This is a genomic window from Mycobacterium sp. (assembly GCF_019243155.1).
Taxonomy (GTDB): Bacteria; Actinomycetota; Actinomycetes; order Mycobacteriales; family Mycobacteriaceae; genus Mycobacterium.
Genome location: NZ_JAFAUS010000184.1, coordinates 1 through 4,106, shown reverse-complemented (window position 1 = coordinate 4,106; position 4,106 = coordinate 1). Strand labels below are relative to the sequence as shown.

Here is a 4,106-nt window from a genome sequence, read left to right as displayed (position 1 = left end):
AGACCGGACTGCGAGCCCTGCCGGACCGACAGCGCCAGAACTCGGTGATGCAGATGTTCCTCCTGCTGTTGCAGGACCCGAGGAACCTGCAGCCCGCGCAGCCGGCCCACGGTGCGTTCGCACCCACGGACCGCTTCCGTGCCGCGGTGCAGCAGGCGAAGATCGGTGCCGACAACGACATCCCGCATGTCTCCGCGCCGGTGATCGTCAAATACGTCACCGACCTGGAACTGATCGGCCTGCTCTGACATCTGAAGTTTGATGCCGCACAACGGCTCTCGTGAGAGAACCGTGCGTCTTCAAGGTGCGTGGTGTTCGTGGCAGCCAGTCCAGCCGAAATCGCTTGGGCCGTCACCTCTAAGATCTCCGGGAGACCGCGAGATCCTGCGGGGGGATAGGCGGGGGAAGGCGACAAGGTATCTGTGTTTGAATCCGCGATTCATGATGTGTTGCGTGAGCGCGCCGGCATGCAGCCCAATGACACCGCTTTCACCTTTGTTGACTACGAACAGGATTGGGAGGGCGTCGGCAAACATCTGACGTGGTCCCAAGCGTACCGGCAGACACTGAACGTTGCGGCCGAGCTGAGGAGCTGCGCAACGAGCGGTGACCGCGCGGTGATATTGGCTCCCCAGGGGCTCGAGTACGTCACCGCCTTCCTTGGCGCGTTGCAGGCCGGCCTTATCGCAGTTCCGCTTTCGGCTCCGGCGGGTGGCGCCCACGACGAGCGTGTCCATTCGGTGTTGCAAGACACCTCGCCCTCGGTGATCCTGACGACGTCGTCGGTTGTCGGCGACGTCGCGAATTACATTCCGGCGCGCGGCGACGGCGCTGGTCCGTCGGTCATCGAAATCGACTCGCTGGACTTGGATTCCAGGCCGGCGGCGAGCAGGAATCGTGACCGGACCGCTACGGCCTACCTGCAGTACACGTCCGGATCCACCCGCCGGCCGGCCGGTGTGATGATCTCGCACAAGAACCTGCTGGCGAACTTCCGTCAGATCACCGCCGACTACTTTCTGGAGTACGGCGGGATTGCGCCGCCGGAAACCACGACGGTGTCGTGGCTGCCGTTCTACCACGACCTGGGTTTGATCCTCGGAATCTGCGCACCGATTCTGGCCGGCGTCCGCAGTGTCTTCACGAGCCCGCTGGCGTTCCTGCAGCGCCCCGCCCGCTGGATGCAGTTGCTGGCCAGCAACTCTCACGTGTTCTCGGCGGCGCCGAACTTCGCTTTCGATCTGGCGGTACGCAAGACGTCGAACGAGGACATGGCCGGGCTGGATCTCGGCGACGTACGTATCATCCAGAGCGGGGCCGAGCGGGTGCAGCCCGCGACGGTGCGGCGCTTCACCGACCGGTTCGCCGAGTTCAATCTTCGCGACTCTGTCGTGAGGCCGTCATACGGCCTGGCGGAAGCGACGGTCTACGTCGCGACCCGCGCGCCGGCACAACCCCCGAAAGCCGTTCACTTTGAAACCGACAAGCTGACGGTAGGCGATGCGAAGGAGTGTGCAAGCGACAGCGGTACGCAGCTGGTCAGCTACGGTGTGCCGCGTTCACAGACGATCCGCATCGTCGATCCCGACAGCGGCATCGAGTGCCCGCCGGGAACCGTCGGCGAGATCTGGGTCCACGGCGAGAACGTCGCGACCGGCTACTGGGAGCGACCCGAAGAAACCGAAAAGACCTTCGGCGGAAGGCTTGTCAACCCGTCCGCCGGCACACCGCAGGAACCATGGCTGAGAAGCGGGGACTCGGGCTTCTTTTTCGACGGCGAACTGTTCATCATCGGCCGCATGAAGGACCTGCTGATTGTCTACGGCCGCAACCACTCTCCCGACGACATCGAGGCCACAGTTCAGGAGGTTACGCCCGGACGGTGTGCGGCCATCGCGGTTCCGGACGAGGGCACCGAAAAGCTGGTGGTGGTCCTCGAATTCAAGAAGCGCGACACTGCCGACGACGAGGCGGAGAACAAGCTGGTCGCGGTCAAGCGCGAAGTGACGTCGGCTATCTCGAATTCGCACGGCCTCGCGGTCGCGGACCTGGTACTGGTGGCACCGGGCTCGATTCCCATCACCACCAGCGGGAAAGTCAGGCGTGCGACGTGCGTCGAGCATTACACGCAGGAGCATTTCGTCCGCTTGGACGCCTAGGGCCGTGACCAACGCATCCGAACGAAATGCCTTGCCGGACAACAGGCTCGCGCTCACCGATCAGATGTCGTTTCTCTCGGTGCGCGCCACCGGTCAGGGAACGGTCGTGCAGTGCGTGTGGATATATGAACGCTCCGTCGACCTCGACGGCCTGCGACGCCTTCACCGCAACCTCGGATTCGGCCTACTGGGCCGGCGGATCGAACGTTCTCCGCTGCCGTTCGCGCGTCACCGGTGGGTGGCCGAACCGAATTCCCCGGACATCGATTTCGCCGAACACACCCGACCGCGCAGTGAGCTCGGCGCGTGGGCCGACGAACGCGGGCAGATTCGTGTCGACCCGGAATCGGGGCCCAGTTGGCACCTCGGAGTTGCGCGCTTCGCGGACGGATCGACAGCGATCAGCCTGGTGGCATCGCACTTGGTGGTCGACGGGCTGGGGTTCTGCCTGGCGATAGCCGATGCGGCCGCGGGCAACAGCCCCGACTTGGGCTATCCGCCGCCACGGTCGCGCACCCGACTGCGAGCGACGGTTCAGGACGCCTATCAGACCGTGCGAGAGACGCCCGCGATTGCGCGGGCACTTGTCGCCGCGGTGCAAATGGCGCGGCGTCGGGGGTCCGACGTCGCCCGAGTGCGCGGATCGCGACCCGTCGCCGTGGAGCGGGGAAGCGGGAATGGCGCTCTGCTGGCTCCGGCGGTCACGATCTACGTGGACCGCAACGATTGGGACGAACGAGCGAAAGCGCTTGGCGGAAGCAATAATTCGCTCTTCGCCGGATTCGCCGCGAAGCTCGCGGAGCTCGCCGGGTGCACGGCCGTCGGTGACGGCACCGTCGGGATATCCTTCCCGGTCAGCGACCGCACGCAGGACGATACCCGGGCGAACGCATTGTCGTTCATGCTCCTGCGTGTCGACCCGGCCGAGGCGGCAACGGATTTGCGCGATGTCCGTAGCGCTATCGGCCAGGCGCTGAAGACTCTCCGTGAGACGCCGGAGGAGCTGCTGCAGTTGCTCGCGCTGGCCCCGCTGACGCCGAAGCCGGTGATGAGAAAGCTGGCCGATGTGGCCTATGGCTACACCGACGTCGGCTGCTCCAGTATCGGCGACATCGACCCCGCGGTGGGCCGGGCCGACGGCACCGACGCCGACCGAGTCTTCATACGCGGTGTGCGGCAACGCTTCACGCAGCACAGCTTCGACAGGCCCCGCGGGATTTTGACGGTCTCTGGCCGCATCGGGGGACAGGTCTTCATCGCCGTCGTCGCCTACCAACTCGACGGCAAGGACTCCAAGGATGAGTTGCGTGAGCTGGCGGCGCGCACGCTGTCGGAGTTCGGTCTGACCGGCGTGATCGACTGATTGTTCTGTCCGGTGCCCTCACTCCTTGCTGAACGAGTACATCCGGTATGACTCCTCGCCGCTTTCGAATCGACGGTAGACCCGCGACCCCGGCACGCCCGCGGCCTCACGCGCTACCCGGTGCAGAACCCCCGGGACGACGCGGTCGATCAGGTTCAGCATCTGCGGGGCATTCATTTCCGTCCCTCGCAGCACCTCCTTGTTGATGACCCGCCGCGACCGCTGCGTGATCGGGGCTTCGGCCAGTCCGGCCTCCCAGTCGGCGACACGTTCGCGCAGGCGCAGGTCCGCGCACAGGAAATGTCCTCCCGGCCGGAGCACGCGTGCCACCTCGGCCAGGAATTGGCGAAATTGCTGGTAGTTGTTCGCGGACTCGATATTGAGCACCGCGTCGAACGACTCGTCCGGGAAGGGCAGGTTCTCGGCGTGGCCCTGCACGAAATCCAGGAAGGGCAGTTGGTGGCGTTTGCGGCAGAAGGCGACAGCGGCCGGATTCAAGTCAAGGCCGGTGTAGGAGGCGGGGTGCACGGTGCGCATCAGGTAGGAGGCTCCGCCGCCGTGTCCACATCCGACTTCCAGGACAC

4 protein-coding genes are annotated in these 4,106 nt (G+C 65.2%); 3 read left to right on the top strand and 1 reads right to left on the bottom strand.

The window, feature by feature from the left end; genetic code table 11:
• From JOZ00_RS08960 to JOZ00_RS08950, 3 genes are all read left to right on the top strand, one after another.
• Positions 1 to 248 (top strand): hypothetical protein (locus tag JOZ00_RS08960; RefSeq protein WP_293342659.1); only part of this gene is annotated, 248 nt, incomplete at its 5' end.
• Between the two features lie 174 nt (positions 249 to 422).
• Positions 423 to 2,159, top strand: coding sequence for an AMP-binding protein (locus JOZ00_RS08955; RefSeq protein WP_293342656.1), 1,737 nt, complete (start codon positions 423 to 425; stop codon positions 2,157 to 2,159).
• A 64-nt stretch (positions 2,160 to 2,223) separates the two neighbouring features.
• A complete protein-coding gene (locus JOZ00_RS08950; protein ID WP_293342662.1) occupies positions 2,224 to 3,522 on the top strand; it encodes a hypothetical protein in 1,299 nt (432 codons plus the stop codon).
• 18 nt (positions 3,523 to 3,540) lie between these two features.
• Here JOZ00_RS08950 and JOZ00_RS08945 read toward each other — a convergent pair.
• Positions 3,541 to 4,106: class I SAM-dependent methyltransferase (locus JOZ00_RS08945; protein WP_293342653.1), on the bottom strand; the 566-nt coding region annotated here is incomplete at its 5' end.